This window comes from Vibrio sp. SCSIO 43140, assembly GCF_023716585.1.
GTDB lineage: Bacteria > Pseudomonadota > Gammaproteobacteria > Enterobacterales > Vibrionaceae > Vibrio > Vibrio maritimus_B.
On sequence record NZ_CP071850.1, the window covers coordinates 2,395,367 to 2,414,301 of the forward strand.

24 protein-coding genes are annotated in these 18,935 nt (G+C 46.4%); 17 read left to right on the forward strand and 7 right to left on the reverse strand.

The window, feature by feature from the left end:
- The first annotated feature begins 55 nt into the window (after positions 1-55).
- The 3 genes from crl (at position 56) to J4N45_RS11555 (ending at position 3,001) form a co-directional block, all read left to right on the forward strand.
- Complete coding sequence (gene crl / locus J4N45_RS11545; protein ID WP_234495381.1) at positions 56-445, forward strand: sigma factor-binding protein Crl; 390 nt, start codon at positions 56-58, stop codon at positions 443-445.
- A 151-nt stretch (positions 446-596) separates the two neighbouring features.
- Complete coding sequence (gene proB / locus J4N45_RS11550) at positions 597-1,733, forward strand: glutamate 5-kinase (RefSeq protein ID WP_252011511.1); 1,137 nt, start codon at positions 597-599, stop codon at positions 1,731-1,733.
- Between the two features lie 17 nt (positions 1,734-1,750).
- Positions 1,751-3,001, forward strand: coding sequence for a glutamate-5-semialdehyde dehydrogenase (locus J4N45_RS11555; RefSeq protein ID WP_252011512.1), 1,251 nt, complete (start codon positions 1,751-1,753; stop codon positions 2,999-3,001).
- A 79-nt stretch (positions 3,002-3,080) separates the two neighbouring features.
- Here the strand turns inward: J4N45_RS11555 and J4N45_RS11560 are convergent, their stop codons facing one another.
- Positions 3,081-3,554 carry a YaiI/YqxD family protein gene (locus J4N45_RS11560; RefSeq protein WP_042496907.1) on the reverse strand — a complete coding sequence of 158 codons (474 nt, stop codon included), beginning with the start codon at positions 3,552-3,554 and terminating at the stop codon, positions 3,081-3,083.
- Positions 3,547-3,834, reverse strand: a complete 288-nt coding sequence (locus tag J4N45_RS11565) for a hypothetical protein (RefSeq protein WP_252011513.1) — start codon at positions 3,832-3,834, stop codon at positions 3,547-3,549. Before J4N45_RS11565 ends, J4N45_RS11560 begins: the two co-directional genes overlap by 8 nt.
- An 828-nt stretch (positions 3,835-4,662) precedes the next feature.
- Here J4N45_RS11565 and J4N45_RS11570 point away from each other — a divergent pair.
- Positions 4,663-5,241, forward strand: a complete 579-nt coding sequence (locus J4N45_RS11570) for a GNAT family N-acetyltransferase (protein ID WP_128649376.1) — start codon at positions 4,663-4,665, stop codon at positions 5,239-5,241.
- Here J4N45_RS11570 and J4N45_RS11575 read toward each other — a convergent pair.
- Both J4N45_RS11575 and J4N45_RS11580 read right to left on the reverse strand, forming a co-directional pair.
- Positions 5,132-5,431, reverse strand: coding sequence for a DUF3301 domain-containing protein (locus tag J4N45_RS11575; protein WP_112462101.1), 300 nt, complete (start codon positions 5,429-5,431; stop codon positions 5,132-5,134). The genes J4N45_RS11570 and J4N45_RS11575 overlap by 110 nt on opposite strands.
- Before the next feature lie 9 nt (positions 5,432-5,440).
- Positions 5,441-6,490 carry a DUF3549 family protein gene (locus J4N45_RS11580; RefSeq protein WP_252011514.1) on the reverse strand — a complete coding sequence of 350 codons (1,050 nt, stop codon included), beginning with the start codon at positions 6,488-6,490 and terminating at the stop codon, positions 5,441-5,443.
- A 134-nt stretch (positions 6,491-6,624) separates the two neighbouring features.
- On the opposite strand from J4N45_RS11580, the gene J4N45_RS11585 reads away from it, so the two are divergent.
- From J4N45_RS11585 to yihG, 11 genes are all read left to right on the forward strand, one after another.
- Positions 6,625-6,921 carry a YqcC family protein gene (locus J4N45_RS11585; protein ID WP_252011515.1) on the forward strand — a complete coding sequence of 99 codons (297 nt, stop codon included), beginning with the start codon at positions 6,625-6,627 and terminating at the stop codon, positions 6,919-6,921.
- On the forward strand, positions 6,918-7,703 hold the full coding sequence (gene truC, locus J4N45_RS11590; protein ID WP_252011516.1) for a tRNA pseudouridine(65) synthase TruC: 786 nt from the start codon (positions 6,918-6,920) through the stop codon (positions 7,701-7,703). Before J4N45_RS11585 ends, truC begins: the two co-directional genes overlap by 4 nt.
- An 82-nt stretch (positions 7,704-7,785) precedes the next feature.
- Positions 7,786-8,235: a transcriptional regulator NrdR gene (nrdR, locus tag J4N45_RS11595; RefSeq protein WP_128649373.1), complete on the forward strand. Its 450-nt coding sequence runs from the start codon at positions 7,786-7,788 to the stop codon at positions 8,233-8,235.
- 35 nt (positions 8,236-8,270) lie between these two features.
- The gene (gene ribD, locus J4N45_RS11600) at positions 8,271-9,380 is read left to right on the forward strand and encodes a bifunctional diaminohydroxyphosphoribosylaminopyrimidine deaminase/5-amino-6-(5-phosphoribosylamino)uracil reductase RibD (protein WP_252011517.1); all 1,110 of its coding nucleotides are present in this window, start codon (positions 8,271-8,273) and stop codon (positions 9,378-9,380) included.
- A 3-nt stretch (positions 9,381-9,383) separates the two neighbouring features.
- Positions 9,384-10,037, forward strand: a complete 654-nt coding sequence (locus tag J4N45_RS11605) for a riboflavin synthase (RefSeq protein WP_252011518.1) — start codon at positions 9,384-9,386, stop codon at positions 10,035-10,037.
- A 46-nt stretch (positions 10,038-10,083) separates the two neighbouring features.
- The gene (gene ribBA / locus J4N45_RS11610; RefSeq protein WP_252011519.1) at positions 10,084-11,193 is read left to right on the forward strand and encodes a bifunctional 3,4-dihydroxy-2-butanone-4-phosphate synthase/GTP cyclohydrolase II; all 1,110 of its coding nucleotides are present in this window, start codon (positions 10,084-10,086) and stop codon (positions 11,191-11,193) included.
- 175 nt (positions 11,194-11,368) lie between these two features.
- Complete coding sequence (ribH, locus tag J4N45_RS11615; RefSeq protein WP_004415274.1) at positions 11,369-11,839, forward strand: 6,7-dimethyl-8-ribityllumazine synthase; 471 nt, start codon at positions 11,369-11,371, stop codon at positions 11,837-11,839.
- The gene (gene nusB, locus J4N45_RS11620; RefSeq protein WP_006069876.1) at positions 11,839-12,306 is read left to right on the forward strand and encodes a transcription antitermination factor NusB; all 468 of its coding nucleotides are present in this window, start codon (positions 11,839-11,841) and stop codon (positions 12,304-12,306) included. Before ribH ends, nusB begins: the two co-directional genes overlap by 1 nt.
- 91 nt (positions 12,307-12,397) lie before the next feature.
- Positions 12,398-13,369: a thiamine-phosphate kinase gene (gene thiL, locus J4N45_RS11625; protein ID WP_128649371.1), complete on the forward strand. Its 972-nt coding sequence runs from the start codon at positions 12,398-12,400 to the stop codon at positions 13,367-13,369.
- On the forward strand, positions 13,366-13,869 hold the full coding sequence (gene pgpA / locus J4N45_RS11630; protein ID WP_252011520.1) for a phosphatidylglycerophosphatase A: 504 nt from the start codon (positions 13,366-13,368) through the stop codon (positions 13,867-13,869). The genes thiL and pgpA overlap by 4 nt, the downstream gene beginning before the upstream one ends.
- A 128-nt stretch (positions 13,870-13,997) precedes the next feature.
- Positions 13,998-14,882: a 1-acylglycerol-3-phosphate O-acyltransferase, YihG family gene (yihG, locus tag J4N45_RS11635; protein WP_252011521.1), complete on the forward strand. Its 885-nt coding sequence runs from the start codon at positions 13,998-14,000 to the stop codon at positions 14,880-14,882.
- Positions 14,883-15,002: 120 nt separating this feature from the next.
- Here yihG and J4N45_RS11640 read toward each other — a convergent pair whose 3' ends face one another.
- The gene (locus J4N45_RS11640) at positions 15,003-15,242 is read right to left on the reverse strand and encodes a hypothetical protein (protein WP_042477637.1); all 240 of its coding nucleotides are present in this window, start codon (positions 15,240-15,242) and stop codon (positions 15,003-15,005) included.
- A gap of 210 nt (positions 15,243-15,452) precedes the next feature.
- Entirely contained in the window at positions 15,453-15,773 is a 321-nt protein-coding gene (locus tag J4N45_RS11645) for a hypothetical protein (RefSeq protein ID WP_252011523.1), read from the reverse strand.
- A gap of 292 nt (positions 15,774-16,065) precedes the next feature.
- On the opposite strand from J4N45_RS11645, the gene J4N45_RS11650 reads away from it, so the two are divergent.
- On the forward strand, positions 16,066-16,872 hold the full coding sequence (locus J4N45_RS11650) for a crotonase/enoyl-CoA hydratase family protein (RefSeq protein WP_252011524.1): 807 nt from the start codon (positions 16,066-16,068) through the stop codon (positions 16,870-16,872).
- A gap of 10 nt (positions 16,873-16,882) precedes the next feature.
- Here the strand turns inward: J4N45_RS11650 and J4N45_RS27215 are convergent, their stop codons facing one another.
- Positions 16,883-17,005, reverse strand: coding sequence for a hypothetical protein (locus J4N45_RS27215; RefSeq protein ID WP_286036871.1), 123 nt, complete (start codon positions 17,003-17,005; stop codon positions 16,883-16,885).
- A 230-nt stretch (positions 17,006-17,235) separates the two neighbouring features.
- Here J4N45_RS27215 and J4N45_RS11655 point away from each other — a divergent pair, with 230 nt between their 5' ends.
- The gene (locus tag J4N45_RS11655) at positions 17,236-18,918 is read left to right on the forward strand and encodes an amidohydrolase (protein WP_503056891.1); all 1,683 of its coding nucleotides are present in this window, start codon (positions 17,236-17,238) and stop codon (positions 18,916-18,918) included.
- The last annotated feature ends 17 nt before the right edge of the window (positions 18,919-18,935 follow it).

Here is an 18,935-nt window from a genome sequence, read left to right on the forward strand (position 1 = left end):
GAATTATCGCTATTTCATCTTTACAACTATTTTCATATAGAAACGGAGTTTCACTATGTCAGAAGCGGCTAAAAACCCTACTCATTATCGCTTAGTTGCAGCCTTAAAAGCTATCGGACCATATTTGAGAGAAACCTTATGTAAAGACGGTGCATATCATTTTGATTGCCTGTCTGTGTGCGTTGATGACACCAAGTCTCCAGAAGATCGAGAGTTTTGGGGCTGGTGGTTAGACTTAACCTTAGTTGAAGACCAGTTTGAAGCGACGTACCAGATCGGCCGTTACAATCAGACGGGTGAATGGATTTTAGAATCTGCACCAAAATCGGCAGTTAGTGAGATAAATCGAACGCAAGAAGTGTTTCATGAAAAATTGGTGAAGACACTCAGTGAGAAGTTCGAGCTGAGCGTGTCAATTCACGATGATTCAGTAGAGTTCGTTTAGTACTAGAAATCCGGTCTCAATGCCTATCAAATCAGCATTGAGACCTTTTTTGCGCCTCTTTTCCCTTCCTACCGCTTTTTTACTTGTACAAATGATGTTTGATTGCTAAAACATCACTCCCTATTAAACTTTTCACGTCAAACAAGCAGAGATGACAACGGATAATACTCGTCAATCTACCGACAAAAAAACGGTAGTGGTGAAGTTAGGTACCAGTGTCCTAACAGGTGGTTCCCTAGCGCTTAACAAAGCGCATATGGTTGAACTCGTCAGACAATGTGCTGAGCTTAAAAAGCTTGGCCACTCAGTAGTGATGGTATCGTCAGGTGCTATTGCGGCTGGTCGCGAGCACCTAGGTTACCCCGAACTTCCCAAAACGATGGCGAGCAAACAGCTATTAGCAGCCGTTGGTCAAAGCCAACTTATTCAGGTTTGGGAGTCTTTGTTTGCTATCTACGGGCTTAAAATCGGGCAAATGCTGCTAACGCGCGCCGATCTAGAGGACCGTGAGCGATTTCTTAATGCACGCGATACGATCAACGCTTTGGTTGAAAATGACATCATCCCTGTCGTCAACGAAAACGATGCGGTAGCGACGAGTGAGATCAAGGTTGGCGATAACGATAATCTATCGGCATTGGTCGGCATCTTGTGTGGTGCAGATAAGCTGTTGTTGCTTACTGACCAGCGTGGTTTGTTTACTGCCGATCCGCGTAAAGACCCGAATGCTGAACTGATTCGCGAAGTGACGACTATTGATGAGACGCTTCGTAAAATAGCAGGTGGTAGCGGTACGACACTTGGTACAGGTGGAATGGCGACGAAGCTGCAAGCGGCAGATATTGCGCGCCGCGCAGGTATCGAAGTTATCATTGCAGCGGGTAGCGCAGAAAACGTGGTATTTGATTCGCTATCCGATGAGCCTCAAGGTACTCGTTTCTTACCCTTGCCAGAGGCATTGGAAAATCGTAAACGTTGGATACTCGCAGGTCCTGCCGCAACCGGTAACATTGTTATCGACTCAGGTGCGGTGAATGCAGTGATTGGCAAAGGCAGTAGCCTACTTGCCAAAGGGGTAATAAAAGTTTCAGGCCGCTTCGCTCGTGGTGAAGTGGTACGTGTGACGACCAATGACGGAGCTTTAGTGGCAAAAGGAATTTGTGGCTACTCCGACGCAGACTTGTCCAAAATAGCGGGCAAGCACAGTAAAGAAATCGCGGATACGCTCGGCTATGATTATGGTGCAGAAGTGATTCATCGCGACGATATGGTCGTCATTCAAGATTAAGAATAAAGGGAACCGTTATGGATATGATTAAACTAGGCCAAAACGCGAAGCAAGCTAGCTTTGCTTTGGCGACTGCGTCAACGGCGCAAAAGAATCGCGCACTGCAAATCATCGCCGATGAACTTGAAGCGAATGCAGACGTCATTTTGGCAGCTAACGCGAAAGATATCGACCTAGGCCGTGAAGCCGGTCTGACAGAGGCACTACTTGACCGCCTACTGCTGAACGAACAGCGATTAAAAGGTATCGCTGATGACGTTCGTAACGTTATCACCCTGTCTGATCCTGTAGGCAGTGAGATTGATAGTAAAGTGCTTGAGAATGGCATGAGCCTTTCACGTCGCCGTGTACCACTTGGTGTGGTTGGCGTGATTTATGAAGCGCGTCCAAACGTGACTATCGACATTGCAGCGCTATGTTTAAAAACAGGTAATGCTAGCATCCTACGTGGTGGTAAAGAGACCTTCTTCTCCAACATGGAACTGGTTAAAGTGATTCAGTCGGCGCTTGATAAAGCGGGTCTGCCTGCAGCATCGGTACAGTACATCGAAAAACCGGACCGTGAACTTGTCTCGCAGCTGCTTAAACTGGATGACTACGTGGATATGATCATCCCGCGTGGTGGTGCTGGTCTACACAAAATGTGTAAAGAGAACAGCAACATCCCAGTTATCATCGGTGGCTTTGGTATCAGTCATATCTTCGTGGATGACAGCGCTGACCTCGCTCGCTCTTTGGATGTGGTTGAGAACTCAAAAGTACAGCGTCCATCGGCATGTAACTCTTTAGACACTCTATTGGTGCACGAGAAAGTTGCGGGTGAATTCTTACCTATGATCGCTGAGCGTCTTAAAGGCAAGGTATCATTAGTTGCAGAGCCAAAGGCGAAAGCTATCTTGGCAGGCGCTGAGGATCTGCGCGATGCGGGCGAAGGTGACTTCGATACCGAATGGCTAAGTTTCACCTTAGGTGTGAAAGTCGTGGCAGATGTTGAAGAAGCCATTGATCACATGCGCGTTCATAACGCTAGCCACTCAGACGCTATCATGACCAATAGCCTGGTTAACTCAGAGAAGTTCATTAACTCTGTTGGCTCAGCCGCTGTGTACGTGAATGCCTCCACACGCTTTACTGATGGTGCTCAATTTGGCCTTGGTGCCGAGGTTGCGGTATCGACGCAGAAACTGCACGCTCGCGGCCCTATGGGCTTAGAAGAGCTGACTAGCTACAAGTGGGTGGGTAAAGCGGATTACTTACCGCGTCCTTAAGCTTAAATTAGGTTGAATACTAAAAGAGTCAGTCGAATATCGACTGACTCTTTTTTTGTCTGGAGATAGCAAACTCAACCTAGCGAGTAGCTCTTGCCAGGAACCTATCCAAATGATTAGCAAACTCGCGGCGCTCTGTTTGCCCAAGTGGCGCAGGACCGCCAGTTTGAACGCCACTCGAGCGCATGGTATCCATAAAGTCACGAATATTGAGGCGTGCCTTAATCGTATCTTTGGTGTAAAGCTCACCGCGTGGGCTGAGCGCCACAGCGTTTTTTGTGATGACTTCATCTGCCAAAGGAATATCAGAGGTAATAACCAAGTCACCGGCGTTGACTCTTTTCACGATTTCATTGTCCGCAATGTCAAACCCAGCAGGTACGGTCAGTGAGTGGATATTGTCTCGTTTCGGTACGGGCACACTGTGGTTAGCCACAAAGGTGCAGGTTAAGCCAGTACGCTCGGCTGCGCGGCACAGTGTTTCTCGAATCACTTTTGGGCACGCATCGGCATCGACCCAAATCTTAACAGCTTGTTTTAACGGCTCAGTCACGAGATTGCTCCAATGCAGCTAATCGCTGAGTTAGCGCGGCAACTTGCTGTTCTAATTCTTTCACTCTTAGCTCGAGAGGTTGCTCGGCCTTTTCAGCTGCGATTTCTACTTTAGGTACGTGCTGACTGCTCTTCCAAGATTTGATCACAGTGATCAGCGCAGGCATAGGTACTTTTGTCTTCAAACGCGCTTTTACTAGGGCGACGGTCGGCTCTTTTCCCTCGGCGTGCAATGAGCTGATTGCAGCTTCAATCTCAGCAGAGACATCTTTGGTAATCATGGTGGTTATTCCGTTAAATAGGCTTTCCGTTAATAGTACCTTCGAATCTAAGGGAGGTACAGGCGGAGCTTATGTGACGAGCATCACCAGTCACTTTAAGCGAGTAAATCTAAGACATTAGCCAATTTGGAAACGCACTGTGCGAGATCTCTCACACGAGCTGTGAGATAAAGAGAAAAGATCGCCAGAAATTTGGAAGAAAAAATACTTAAGCATATGTTTAATAAGATAATTAACCTTATTTTAACAGTGTCGATGCAAAAAAAATTGTATTGGGTAGATTGTCCAGAATCGCCATTAGGGTAAATTAGAACCTGTCGGAAGGATGCTGACACGGAACAGGAATGACATTGGAAGGTCATCTTCAGGAAGAAGATTTGGTTACCAAGGGAAACGTAACCAGCAAGGAAGTTAGGATAGCGCGGGAAGCGAACAATCATCAGGACGGTGATTTTTAAGGAAATGGACACGCTCAGGAAGAGTGTAGGAACCCCATCAGGATGATGGTCAAGGACACCGCTCAAGGAACAAGTGAAGCGAGCTGACTGGGATGGTTAGCGTCATTGGATGAGATGGACACCGCTAGGACGGCGACGAATGGATATAGCTGAAGGATTCAGCCACTATTACGGATGATGCATGGAGCATTTTTAGTAGCCGGACTGCTGCGAGTAAGACTATAGCCCCAATACGCAAGTGTTGGGGCTTTTCTTATTTATAAACCCTAACTTTCATACTTCTCATGCAAGTGTCGCACTTAATCTAAAGAACACAGAGTCTAAAGCCTATATCAGGTTACTTGGGTATTTAGTTACGAAAAGGAAGTCAATGACAATAGTTACTCGCAGAACCATTCTCGTCCCCTATACCGACTATTTAGAGTCGGATTTTCTGATGCTTAACGTGTGCGCGAAAAATCGTAAACACATGAATGGTCCTCATACCCTAGCCACTGCGCGCCGATTGTTTCAATCCATACTGAGCGATTCAAAGTTCTATGCGATGGCGGCACTGGATCTGCGTACGCGCGATTATATGGGGCATATTTTCATTGAGCGTGGAGCAGAAGGTGAAGGAGAGATAGGCTATATCTTTGATAAGCAATACTGGAACAAAGGGATTGCAACAGAGGTATTAAGAGCGTTTATTCCCGATGCTGTTCATACATTAGGACTTAAGAGGCTTGAAGCGAACGTCGATACTGACCACGCTTCTTCGATTCGATTGCTGAGTAAACTCGGGTTTGAGCAGTACGGACAAGCGGAAGATGAGCATGGTCCGTACTATCAGTTCCAATCTACATTCGGTGTGCCGGAAAGTGAAAATTCAGCACATGGAAGCCTTTCATCACCAGCTTACCTTGATAATAGTCGTCACCAAGCGCTGAAAACTCAAACTCATAAATAGTATGCCAACCGAATCGGCCGTTGGCATCTCTTAGCCTGTGCGCGCCAAACGAAACGCTCAGCATTTGTAGATCTAACTCTTTACAGCGACGTGTCACCGCCGCTTTAGCAATCTCAGATTGACGCCGCTGCTGCCAAAATACAAAGCAGAACATGCTCAGCGCCAATATCATCAAAAGATTATCTATCATTTCACCTTCCTAGTGAGTTTTTCCTTGTGTTGCCGCCTGTTGCAGTGCGACCAATGCTGTTGCCAGCTCTGGTGATGGGCTAGAGTGCAGCAATGGCAAAAGCACCAAACGCAGGCTCGGCATCATCACCAGATCGGCAAATAACTGATTAAACAAGCCTTGGTTACCCGTTTGAGCTAAACGTACCAAGAACTTCTCGGCTAAGGCTGGAGTAGTCAGAGGCTGCCATGCACGGCCTGCAATGGCTATCAGCACTTCTTGATGACTCAAACGCGCACTGGCCAAAATTTCTGACACTAAAGACTCTAGCTGTTCAGGCTTGCCACCCGATAGCGCGCGGGCATAGGCCGCTAATAAGAACAGATCCGGTTCATCGGACTCACATTCAAATTGAGCAAGTTCGCGCAGCGTTGTAGAGAGCTTTTCTGGCAACGCCACATGTTCAAGTGCGCCAAGTAGAGCATAGCGGGGCTCGCTGGCAAGGTGACGTAAACTAGTGCGGATCAAGCGGCCATTTTCTTCTTGCCCAAGCCTCGCTGCCATATCCGTGATGCCTTGCAGTCCAACCGTTTGCCAGTTATCCCAGCCAAGGTCGCCACGGAAGTAGTCACGTGCATGCTGATAGTATTGGCTGGTGGTCAGATCCAATTCTGCTCTCAATAGGCTATGGAAGACAGCTAACTTGTCGTCTGTTGGCTTAAACGTAAATGGGTTGTTTGAGAGCTTTTGTTGTTGCTCTTCGCTCATCTCTTTACCAAGACGTGTCCCCATTGCTTCCAGAACGTACTTTAGAAACTGGCCGACATCGCCTTGGCTTAGCAAACCACGCTCATCAAGCTGGAATTTAAGGAACCAAATCCAAGGCTGTTTCTCTTCATTCCAGTAAGCAATAGCAAACTGAGCTTGCCTTTGAATCGGATACGGGTAGGGCTGATTGGCTCGCTCAACGGCGGCGAACTGTTCATTATCAATCAGTTGTACGCGTCGAGAGATATCGTAAATATGATATTGGCAGCCACTGTTGAGCAACAGATCCGTCAAAGTATGAATGGTTTCCATGGAGGGGTTCCTAGTACGGTTTGGGTATAGAACAATAAATGGTATTCTATCGCCAATTTTCAAGTCATTAACGAGCATTTTCAATATCGATGAGTGAAAGTCGTGAATCTGTTCGTCTCGATCCCCATAGAATTATGAAGTTATTACTTATTGAGCTGAAACAGCTGCTTAAAAAGCACTCACTGTGGCAACAGCAATCTCCAGATGTGACAGCACTTGGCAGTCAACAACCGTTTGCCGTAGACACATTGGAGCCTCACGAGTGGTTGCAATGGATTTTTATTGAACGAATGGAAGTGCTACTCCAATCGGGAAGTGACTTGCCCAAAGGTTTTGAGATCACCCCTTACTTCGAAGAAGTTTGGAAGCAGCGCAGTGAACTGAATGAGATCTTATTAGTGTTAAAGCAGATAGATGAGGCAGCGAAATGAGTGAATCTATTGAATCGGTTCAAGAAGAAACTCAAATCGAGCCTCTTGAAATCGTGTATCGCGATGACTATCTGATTGCCGTCAATAAGCCTGCTGGTATGTTAGTGCATCGCTCATGGCTCGATAAGAATGAAACTCGATTTGTGATGCAAACCTTGCGCGATCAGATAGGGCAGCACGTTTTTCCTTTGCACCGTTTAGATAGGCCAACTTCAGGCGTGTTGCTATTCGCTTTATCAAGTGAAATCGCCTCAAAAGCGATGCCAATGTTTGCTGAGCACAATATCCAGAAGACCTATCATGCGATTGTCCGCGGCTGGATTGAAGAAGGGGATGTGTTGGATTACGCGCTTAAGGTTGAGCTGGATAAGATCGCCGATAAATTTGCTGATAAAGACAAAGAAGCGCAGCCAGCCGTCACCGCTTATGCGCCGCTTGCCAAGGTTGAGGTTCCTCACTCAACAGGGCGCTTCCCAACCAGTCGCTACTGTCTAATGGAGATGAAGCCAAAAACAGGTCGAAAGCACCAGCTACGTCGCCATATGCACCACTTGAGTCATCCGATTATCGGTGACACTACTCATGGTGATGGCAGACACAATCGTTTGTTCCGTGACCACTATGATGCGCGTCGATTACTCTTGCACGCGTCTTGTCTTGAGTTCGAACACCCAATTACGCAGGAACCAGTAGTCATCAAAGCGAGTTTCGATTCCGTGTGGCGCAGCTTGGTTCGCGAATTTGATTGGCAAGAGTGTGACGCCATCCAAGATTACACCTAATTGCGTTACTTGACTGGTCAAATAGTAGATTTCTTAATAGGTTAAATTTCGCTAAACTGTGGTCTAAACCATAGGAGGTGTTATGCATTGTCCATTTTGTTCTGAAAATGACACAAAGGTCATCGATTCCAGACTGGTCGCTGATGGCCATCAGGTGCGTCGTCGCCGCCAATGCTTGGCGTGTAATGAACGTTTCACCACCTTTGAGAGTGCTGAACTCGTGATGCCAAAAGTGATCAAATCCAATGGTAACCGAGAGCCTTTTAACAAAGATAAAATGGTAGGTGGCATTCAGCGTGCTCTAGAGAAGCGCCCCGTGAGCGCCGACTCTATTGAACTAGCCATCAGTCACATTGAATCTCAGCTTCGTGCCACCGGTGAGCGCGAAGTGCCGAGTGAGATGATTGGTAACTTGGTGATGACTCAACTGAAAGAGTTAGACAAGGTAGCCTATATTCGCTTTGCATCCGTATACCGTAGTTTTGAAGACATTCGCGAGTTCGGTGAAGAGATCGCTCGCTTAGAAGATTAACGGTTTACCCCACTCAACGATAGGTATGGATCACTATGAGTCAGTTTAGCGCTATCGACCATCAAATGATGAGTTTAGCGATAGACCTTGCGAAAAAAGGACGCTTTACCACAGCGCCAAACCCTAACGTGGGCTGCGTGATTACGCTCGGCGATGAGATTGTCGGTCACGGCTACCATAAAAAAGCCGGTGAGCCACATGCCGAAGTGCATGCGATGCGTATGGCTGGTGACAAAGCCAAAGGTGCAACGGCTTATGTAACGTTAGAGCCTTGCTCACACTATGGTCGCACTCCACCTTGTGCCGAAGGTTTGATTAAAGCGGGCGTTGCGAAAGTGGTGTGCGCTATGTCTGATCCTAACCCGCAAGTTGCGGGGCGCGGTTTTGCCATGCTTAAAGAAGCAGGTATAGAGGTGCATGTTGGCTTGCTTGAGCAAGATGCACGAGCGCTTAATCCGGGTTTTCTCAAGAAGATGGAAATCCAGCGTCCCTTCGTTCAGCTAAAAATGGCAGCCAGCCTAGATGGTCAGACTGCACTTGCGAATGGCAAAAGTCAGTGGATTACTGGACCAGAAGCAAGAAAAGATGTGCAAGCATATCGAGCGCAAGCTGGCGCAATCCTATCAACGAGCAAAACCGTCATCGACGATAATGCGTCGTTAAACGTGCGCTGGGACGAGCTACCAAGTCAGGTAAAAGAGACGATAGAGCGAGAGGAGCTTCGCCAACCAACGCGTGTGATTTTGGACCGACATCATCAGCTAACCGAAGAACTGAAACTGTTTCAATCGACAGGTCCTATCATCCGAGTCGCTAATCAGGGGGGTGATCTTGATATCTCACTGACTAGCGATGAGCAGCTTGATCTCGCTAAAACGCTAGACGCCTTGGCAGCGGAGCACCAGATTAATCATGTTTGGGTCGAAGCGGGCGCAACGCTGGCGAGCTCAATGATGCAAGCGCAACTTGTCGACGAGCTTATTGTTTATTTAGCGCCTAAGCTTATGGGTGCAGATAGTCGAGGACTGATCGGTGCGCTCGGTCTTGAAGAGATGCAAGACGTTATCGACCTCAATATTAAAGATATTCGTATGGTGGGCAAAGATATCCGAATCGTTGCCACGCCACAGCTAACAAAGAATTAGAAGATGTTTACAGGAATTATAGAAGCCGTTGGCACGTTAAAAGCCATTACACCGAAGGGTGAAGATATCAGCGTGACAGTCGAAGTCGGCAAGCTGGACATGGGCGATGTAAAGCTCGGCGATAGTATTGCCACTAATGGCGTTTGCCTGACGGTTACTGACTACTCAGAGACGAGTTATCAAGCTGATTTGTCGGTAGAAACACTCAATAAAACCGGTTTTGCTGACTATCGCGTGGGCGATAAAGTAAACCTTGAGAAGGCGATGCTGCCAACAACTCGATTTGGTGGTCATATTGTATCGGGACACGTCGATGGTGTCGGCGAGATTGTCGATAGACAACACGTAGGCCGCGCTATTGAGTTTTGGGTTCAAATGCCTTCTGAGCTGAGTAAATATGTTGCGGAAAAAGGCTCCATTACTGTCGATGGTATTAGCCTGACCGTGAACGATTTGCGCAAAGATGCTTTTAAGCTAACCATAGTGCCGCACACCACTGAAGAGACGACGATCGACCACTTCCAGGTAGGAAGAAAAGTCAATCTAGAGGTCGACGTTCTAGCGCGCTATATGGAGCGTTTACTCAATGCTCAGGCGCAAAATGAGCCTGAGTCTCGACTCACTATGGAATTCTTACAACAAAACGGTTTTGCGTAATATTGCCAAACCAATATAACAACGAGCGCAACAACAGGAACGTGAAATGCCAATTAGTACGCCGCAAGAAATCATCGAAGATATTCGTTTAGGAAAAATGGTCATCCTTATGGATGATGAAGACCGTGAAAACGAAGGCGACCTTATTATGGCCGCTGAGCAGATTACCCCTGAAGCCATTAACTTTATGGCGACACACGGTCGTGGTCTCATCTGTTTAACTATGACCAAAGCGCGTTGTGAATCACTGGGTCTGTCACCTATGGTGCAAGACAACAACGCTCAATACACTACTAACTTCACTGTGTCTATTGAGGCAGCCGAGGGCGTGACGACAGGTATCTCTGCCGCAGACCGTGCTCGCACCGTGCAAGCTGCTGTTGCCAAAGATGCAAAGGCTGCAGACCTTGTTCAGCCAGGCCATATCTTCCCACTTGCTGCGCAAGATGGTGGCGTTCTGACCCGTGCAGGTCACACTGAAGCGGGTTGTGACCTTGCTAAGCTTGCGGGCTTTGAGCCAGCGTCGGTAATCGTTGAGATCCTAAACGACGATGGCACCATGGCACGTCGCCCAGACCTTGAAGTATTTGCTGAAAAACATGACATCAAGCTTGGCACGATTGCTGATCTAATCGAATACCGTAACAACAACGAGACCACCATTGAGCGCGTTGCAGCATGTCATTTGCCAACTGAATTTGGCGAGTTCGAGCTTGTTACTTATCGCGATACGATCGACAACCAAATCCACTATGCGATGTGTGCAGGAGATTTGACAGCGAAAACGCCGTTAGTACGTGTTCACTTGCAAGACACATTCACTGATATTCTGCGTTCAAATCGTAACTCCGACCGCAGTTGGACGCTAGATAAAGCGATGAAGCGTATTGGTGATGAAGGTGGTGTGTTGGTCATTCTTGGTAACGAAGAGAGTACCGAGCTCCTGGTTCATAAAATCAAGATGTTTGAGCAACAAGACAGTGGCACTGCGCCAACAATGGCGAAAAAGCAGGGCACATCACGTCGCGTAGGGGTTGGTTCGCAAATTCTGGCTGATCTTGGCGTCCACGAAATGAAGCTATTGTCGTCGGCTGATAAAAAATACCACGCATTGGGTGGCTTCGGTCTGACAGTAACGGAATACGTAACCGAGTAATTTATTAAGCCTTTGCTTCTGATAAGCAAAGGCTTTTTCTCATTGAGTCCGCACCTCGTTTTTAAACGCTTTGCTAAAGCCTTGTTTGAGCAAAGTTAGCGGTAGATATTAATAAATGACTTGTGCTAGAATCCGTCGATTCTCGCGCGATGAACATAGTTTATAAGGAAAGCATATGAAAGTTATCGAGGGTGGCTTCCCAGCACCGAACGCAAAGATTGCTATTGTTATTTCTCGTTTCAATAGTTTTATCAATGAAAGCCTATTATCGGGTGCTATCGATACTTTGAAACGTCACGGTCAAGTGAGCGAAGACAACATCACGGTTGTACGCTGCCCAGGTGCAGTTGAGCTACCTCTTGTTGCTCAACGTGTTGCAAAAACTGGCAAGTTTGATGCAATCGTATCGCTAGGTACAGTCATTCGTGGCGGTACACCACATTTCGACTATGTTTGTAGTGAGTGTAATAAAGGTCTTGCACAAGTGTCTCTGGAATATAGCCTACCAGTAGCCTTTGGTGTATTGACTGTTGATACCATCGATCAAGCTATCGAGCGTGCAGGAACCAAGGCTGGTAATAAAGGTGCAGAGGCTGCACTAAGCGCGCTTGAAATGATCAACGTTCTTTCTGAAATCGATTCCTAATGGGGGCCAGTGTGAAACCAGCCGCACGTCGTAATGCACGTCAATTTGCTCTGCAAGCAATTTATTCTTGGCAAATTACTAAAGAAAATGTTGCCACTGTTGAAGAACAGTTCTTATCAGGTGGTAAGTATGATGAAGAAGAGCATCATGCTGCTGAGCCTGCGTTGACTGCGCCAGAGACTGACGTTGTATATTTCCGTGACCTACTCACGGGTGTCGCGTTGAATCACACGGAACTAGACAGCAAGCTACGTCCATTTGTTTCTCGTCCAATGCAAGATCTAGATATGATGGAACTTGCGTTACTTCGCCTAGCGATGTACGAGATGACAAGCCGTGAAGACGTACCTTACAAAGTGGTTATTAACGAAGCTATCGAACTTGCAAAAGTATTCGCAGCTGAAGACAGCCACAAATTCGTTAACGGTGTGCTAGATAAAGCCGCACCGCACGTTCGTAAGAAGTAACGAAACAAAGTTTGTCTATTCGTAAAAAGGTCAGCAATTTGCTGGCCTTTTTTATATACTCTTTCCACCTTTTCAGTACGAAATCGACACGATGTCTGGTGAATTTAGCTTAATCGACAAGTACTTTGCTCATAAACAGCAAAGCCGAAAGGACGTAGTCCTGGCTCAAGGCGACGATTGCGCCATCGTTGCACCCTCAAACGGCTCTCACATTGCCATTAGCACTGATACTCTAGTTTCGGGTACTCACTTCCTAGCCGACGCGGATCCTGCACATATCGCCCATAAAGCGCTTGCTTCTAATATTAGCGACCTTGTCGCAATGGGCGCTTCTCCGGCTTGGGTATCCATGGGCATCTCGCTTCCTGAGATGAACGCGTCTTGGCTAGAGCGTTTCTCTTCTGCCTTCTTCAAGCTTGCGGATTACTACGGAATTCAATTAATCGGCGGGGATACCACGAGAGGACCATTGACGATTACACTGACAGTCCAAGGGCTAGTGCCAGAAGGTAAAGCACTAACGAGGCACGGTGCCGAGTCTGGTGATTGGATATACGTAACCGGAAAGCTTGGCGATGCGAAAGCGGGTCTGGATGTGATTCTAGAGAAGAACATCAGCGGTGACCGAGAGCTTAATAGCGAACTGCAAAGACGCCATTTTGAAGCGACACCTCGTGTGCTCGCGGGTCTCGCGCTGCGCGATATTGCCTCATCCGCTATCGACATTTCAGATGGCCTTGTTTCTGACTTGGGGCATATCCTTAAGCGTTCAAATGTCGGCGCAAGATTGAATGTTGCTGAACTGCCGTTTTCTGATGAATTGGTGCGATTCGTCGGCGGAACGGAAGAAGCGCAGCAGTACGCATTAACCAGCGGTGAAGAGTACGAGCTATGCTTTACAGTGCCTGAAGCAAACCGTGGGCAGTTAGAAGTCGCGCTGAGTACCACGCCATTCACCTGTATTGGGCAGATCACTGGGACTGGTCAGTTAGAACTGCATAACAATGACGCGCCAGTGAGCTGGCAACTTGATGGCTTCGATCATTTTAAGGGAAATCAATGAGTAATCCTCTCGACCTAATCTCACTTAAAAATCCATGGCACTTGCTGGCAACTGGCTTTGGCAGTGGTTTGTCACCAATTATTCCAGGCACCATGGGAACCCTTGCCGCGATTCCGCTGTATTTGCTGCTAGTTCAACTGCCTCTTAGTGTTTATCTCATTGCGGTCGTACTGGCATGCATCATAGGTATCAAGATCTGCGATGTGACATCTCAAGATATGGGCGTGCATGATCACGGCTCCATCGTGTGGGATGAGTTTGCTGGCTTTTGGATTACCATGGCAATCGTCCCTGCACTAAAGCTGCCTGTCGATGATTGGAAATGGCTGGTTACTGGCTTCGTATTATTCCGCTTTTTTGACATGGTAAAACCGTGGCCGATAGGGTGGTTAGATAAGCGCGTTCATGGTGGTCTCGGTATTATGATCGATGACATTGTAGCGGGTGTGATGGCTGCAATTGCGCTCTACCTGGTCGGACATCTCGCGGGCTGGATTTAGTAACTTACTGTTATAAAATGAATTATTCGTGGAGCTTGTCCAAGCTCCACGCAAGTGACAAAGCATTACTATACGTTTGACAAAAAGTTGCTATTATTGCCCTCCCTTTTTCAGATGTAACTAAATGTATGCTTGGTAATCTACGACTGGTCATTTCCTCTCTTTTGGTAATCCTCAACACAGCGGTGACTGCGGTTGTTGTGTGTACATTTTCCATTATCAAACTTGTCTTACCTTTGAAGCGAATCCAAACTTTGATGACGAGTTTGTCTAACAAACAGATGTGGTTATGGGCGACGCTCAACCTTTGGCTTCTCAACATCAACAATAATATTGATTGGCAAGTTGAGGGTGGGGAAGAGTTATCTCCAGAGCAGTGGTATATGCTGCTGTCTAATCACCTGAGTTGGACGGACATCGTGATCATTACCTCGGTGATGAAAAACAAAATCCCGATGTGTAAGTTTCTTTTGAAGCAAAGCCTGCTTTACGTACCGTTTGTAGGGTTAGCGTGCTGGGGGTTAGATATGCCGTTTATGAAGCGTCATTCTCAAGCCTATTTGGTCAAACACCCTGAGCGTCGTAATGATGACTTCAATGCAATACGTAAAGCGTGCCGTAAGTTTGAACACGTCCCGACCACAATGATCAGCTTTGTTGAGGGTACTCGAGCTAGCTCAGACAAGCTAGCGACGGTAAAGACACCTTATCGCCATCTCCTTAAGCCGAAAACAGGCGGCGTAGCCTTTACGTTGAATGCGATGAATCACTTGCTCGATGGTGTCGTTGACGTCACCTTGGCGTACCCAGAGAATCGTGAAAAGCCGTTTGAAGATATGCTAAAAGGAAAACTCACCAAAGTAGTGGTGAAGATAGACGTGTATGAAATGGATGAGAACCTGACCGGCGACTATTTCAACGACAAAGTATTTAAGCGCCGTTTCCATCACTGGCTAAACGATGTATGGAAGCGCAAAGACGAAACACTCGAAGGTATCTATTCACAAGGCTAGTTATTTGTGAGATTAGGTCTCGTAAAGTGACACAAAAAAGGTCTACCCGAGGGTAGACCTTTTTAATGAGACTAAGACAGTTTTGATACAAACTGAAAACTATTAGCAAACTGAAAGCTATTAGGCTAACTGTCTTGGTATGACTCTGCAGCACTTTTCTGCTTCGTTAATAAGCACGGATACTGCATGAGTATGGTAATCATCGCCGCTCTTCCAAACGGTTTCTCCGAATATCTGACACAACTCAAAATCAGAAATAGTTCCCTTCATTTCCTTGTAGGCGACGGCTGAGATGATCTTTTGCTCTAAAGCTTCAGGACAAGATTCAACACGCCAACGACTCACTTGAATATTCGGCAAAGCACACTCCTTGTGGTCACATTTTCGTCATCCAAACCACGATAACACTATGAAAATGTACGATCAAGGTGATCTCACTCACATTTTTAGTGGGGCAGAAGTGTGCTAGAGCTAACTGTCTGTAAATCAATAAAGTTCTGAAGTGAAGCTAGAAAAATAAAGTTTTACCGACAAGCATCTTGCTGATGCCCATAAATGATCACTCAACGGCTACGCTGGTGTCACTTTAGTTTGACGAAACTGTTTTAGCTTGTTGAGTATTGTAGGCGTAAACCATATCAACGAGATGGGTATAGCTAATCGGCTAATCGAGTCGATTAGCGCTAATGTATCACGGTCAGCACCAGCTAACTGAGTCGGTAAAACGAAGACCAGCAACAGGTAGGTAAACGTGGCCATAATCGCATTAAACCACCAAGGATCCTGAGGTTTATATTCGATGACATGTATTGAATCGGTACTCTGATGGGCATCAGGTGTGGGTTGAGTGTCATTGTTTGACACTTGCGAGTTTTGATTTTCCGTAATCATGGATTGTACTTCCTATTCATCCAATGGAGCTCCTCCATTCAAACACTCAAATGATATAAAACAAGCACTATAACTTTAGAACGTAACCGACCTCTTAAAATTAGTAGTGAAGTCGCTACTTGATCAGCAGCATCTCACACAATGCGTAACCCTACTGTAAATAGGTGAGACCTCTCATTATTGAGTAAATATTCTAACGTTGACGTGAACTCTCACTAAACTGATTAAAAAGTCAGCATATAACTTCAAAAAATAACTACAGTCAGAAAACAACTATAGGGAAATCATAAAGATGACGTATCAAAGGATTGAAGTAAGTCGTTCAGACGATATTGTGACCGTAACACTCAATCGACCAGACAAGTTTAATGGCGTCGATATGGCCATGTTTGATGAGTTAATTGATGTCAGTCGTTTGCTCAGAAGAGATCGTCAACTACGAGCAGTGATTTTGACAGGATCTGGAGGCAACTTTAGTTCGGGTTTAGATTTCAAATCTATGATGACGCAAAAGAGCAATGCCGTGAGGCTGCTTTTCAAATGGCTTCCCGGCCAATCTAATCGTGCTCAACAAGTCAGTAGTAATTGGCGCAAACTCTCTGTTCCTGTGATTGCAGCGATTGATGGTTATTGCTGGGGAGCGGGCATGCAGATCGCGCTAGGTGCCGACTTTCGTATTTGCTCACCAGAAGCCAACTTGTCGATCATGGAATCTAAGATGGGGTTAACTTCGGATATGGCAGGCTCGATAGCACTTAGAGAAGTGATGCCAAAAGACAAAGCCTTGTTAGTCTCTATTTGTGGGACTGAGCTTACTGCGCAACAAGCGCTCGAGTATGGACTAGTGACAAAGGTCAGTGATCAGCCAATAGAGGAAGCGTTATCACTTGCTTCCGAAATCACGAAAATGTCGCCTGATGTGAATGCTGCCATGAAGCATATGTACACCAGATACTGGACTGCACCAGCGTGGAAGCTACTCGCCTATGAAACCTACAGTCAAATACGCATTATGCTGGGTCGAAACTTCGGTCGAATGCAAAGCGCACTAAGAAAAAAAACGCCACCTAAGTTTCAACCTAGGCAGCGTTATTGGTAAGTCAGTATCGTTAGCGAACGATGGTTTTCTCTCCACACTCTCGGCATCGATAAACCTCTTTGATGCCAGAGAGTTTCTGCCAGACGCTGCGTCGGACTCTAACTAGTGATACTGCATGTTTACACTTGCACATGAATGATTCCCAAACGTTGTTATTTTGTGATATTGGTTCAATTTTTATAAGCCGGTACATATCATTACACTTATATACATAGAAGTGAATAGTCTTATGTACTTTTATTGATATCAATTCGGTGTATATAACTAATTGATTTTACGAATCAATATCGCATTTATATATCATGCGTCTAATTGATGGATTTTGAGGCTTTTATCAAAATGGTGACCCATATATTCCACGCTATGTTCAAAAAATCGATGCTTTTTGCGATGGTTCTGTCAGGCTTCTTTACCCCCTTATTAGCTGTTGCTGCACCAGACATCGTTTTAGTCAATGGCTCGATCTATAACAGTGAAGATGCACGTGCGTTGGCCATTCAAAACGGTGTAATAACTGCGATTGGCGGGTCAGAGGAGCTGCTTGCATCGATTGATGATAAGACACAAGTGATAGACCTGAATGGACAGCTGTTGATGCCGGGCTTTATCGACAATCATAACCATGTGCTCGAAGCTGCGTCTGAGGCAGGAGGTAACTGTGAGTTGAGCGCTTCGGTGACGCTATTAGAACTGAAGCCTTATCTTGGGTATTGCCAACAGCAATCACAATCGAAAGGCTGGTTAATGGGCTATGGCTTTTCACTTGAGATGCTTTTAGCGCATGACACTGGCCAGTCACCGCTCGATATGTTGGACAGCATATTCCCTGATCGTCCTGTGATCTTAATGGAGCAAACTTCTCATTCCATGTGGGTGAACTCAACTGCCCTAGAGTTAGCTCAGATTTCTGAAGACACACCTAACCCTCAAGGCGGTGTCATTCTGCGTGATGAAACCTCTGGCAAGCTTAATGGCATATTGCTTGATAGCGCTGGGGATGCTGTTATGGAGGTTGCTTGGAACAGTCTAAATAATCAATTTGAACAGAGTTATCAGGGCTTGCTTGTAGGGCTTGAAACAGCAGCAGAGTACGGTATTACAACCATTGGTGATGGACGGCTGTATTGGAAGCGAGGCTGGTATGAGGTATGGCGTCATGCTGAGGACCAGCAGACATTAACCGCGCGCGTTGCGCTTCGACCTTGGGTATACCCAAACGAAGAAATGACGGCGCAGCTAAAGTATCTTGAATCTATCTATTCGAGCGATCCGACAATGCATGATCGCCTTATTATCAACCAAGTGAAGATGTATAGCGACGGCATCATCATTAATGGTACGGCTAAGCTGTTGGCACCCTATCTCGATACTTACTTAACGAATAAGCCCTATGGCATCAACTATATTCCGCCCAAAGAGGTGAGCAACTGGCTCAAGGCATTGAATAATATCGGCTATAGTGCCCACATACACGCAATTGGTGATGGCGCTGTTCGAGAATCTTTGGATGCTATTGAGCAGGTTCGCCAGCAAGGAAGTAACAAGCCGTACACTCTGACCCATGTTGAGCTCGTCGATAAAAACGATGAGTCTCGGTTCAACAAACTCGGAGTTACCGCAGACTTCCAAGTGGGTTCAGACTACGTTGCCTATAACGATCATGCATGGGCAGAAGCTTTTATAGGAGCAATGCGAGCTCACCGATTGATGAACCTTAAGGCGATATTTGATACAGGCGCTAATATCACGTTAAGCAGCGATTGGAATGTGCATGACATCAATCCGTTAGTGGGTATCGCCAACAGCTTGATAATGGAAAGCAGCGGATTGCCAACATTGGAAGCTGCGATTGATGCCTACACCATCAATGCTGCTAAAAGCTTAGGTATCGACCACATAACAGGCACCATCGCGATAGGGAGATCAGCGGACTTGGTCTTGCTAGATGAAGATATTCGTAAACTTGCTCCGGAAGGCATTGCGAAAGCTCGTGTGGTCATGACCATGCTTCAAGGAGAGATCGTGTTTAGTTACGCGGAAAATTGAAGTCTAAGCGACGCTAA